Genomic DNA, 500 nt, shown 5'->3' on the forward strand with positions numbered 1-500 from the left:
GAGCGGGCGCGGGATGAGGACCGGGAGGCGCGGCAGCTGGCGTTTCTGAAGCGCTTCACCGTGTTCAATGTCGACCAGTGCGAGGGGTTGCCCGAGCGACTGGCGGCGGGGGAGTATGCCGAGCCGGTGACGGAGGCTGACTGCATCCCGGCTGCGCATGCGCTGATGGAAGCGTGTGGTGCCGATATTAGGATCGGGGGCGGAGAAGCCTATTACAGTCCGGGCGGCGACTATGTTGCGGTGCCGCCGCAGCTGGGTTTTTACGACCGCATCAACTGGTATCGCACCGTACTGCACGAGCTGGGGCACTGGACCGGGCATCGTTCGCGACTGGATCGTGACCAGTCCGGCGCATTCGGCAGTGCAGCCTATAGTCGGGAAGAGCTGGTTGCCGAGATGGCGAGCGCGTTCACCTGTGCATCGCTGGCGATCCGGCCGACGGTGCGGCACGCCGATTATGTCGGCAGCTGGCTGGCGGTGCTGCGCGAGGATGAAAAGGC

1 protein-coding gene is annotated in these 500 nt (G+C 65.4%); it reads left to right on the top strand.

Annotation, left to right across the window (positions count from 1 at the left end; genetic code table 11):
• Window positions 1–500, top strand: a 500-nt coding sequence (locus ACTJKY_RS21760) for an ArdC family protein (protein WP_440848141.1), incomplete at both ends; no start/stop codon positions are given.

It is taken from the genome of Sphingomonas sp. 22176 (assembly GCF_052045505.1).
Classification (GTDB): domain Bacteria; phylum Pseudomonadota; class Alphaproteobacteria; order Sphingomonadales; family Sphingomonadaceae; genus Sphingomonas.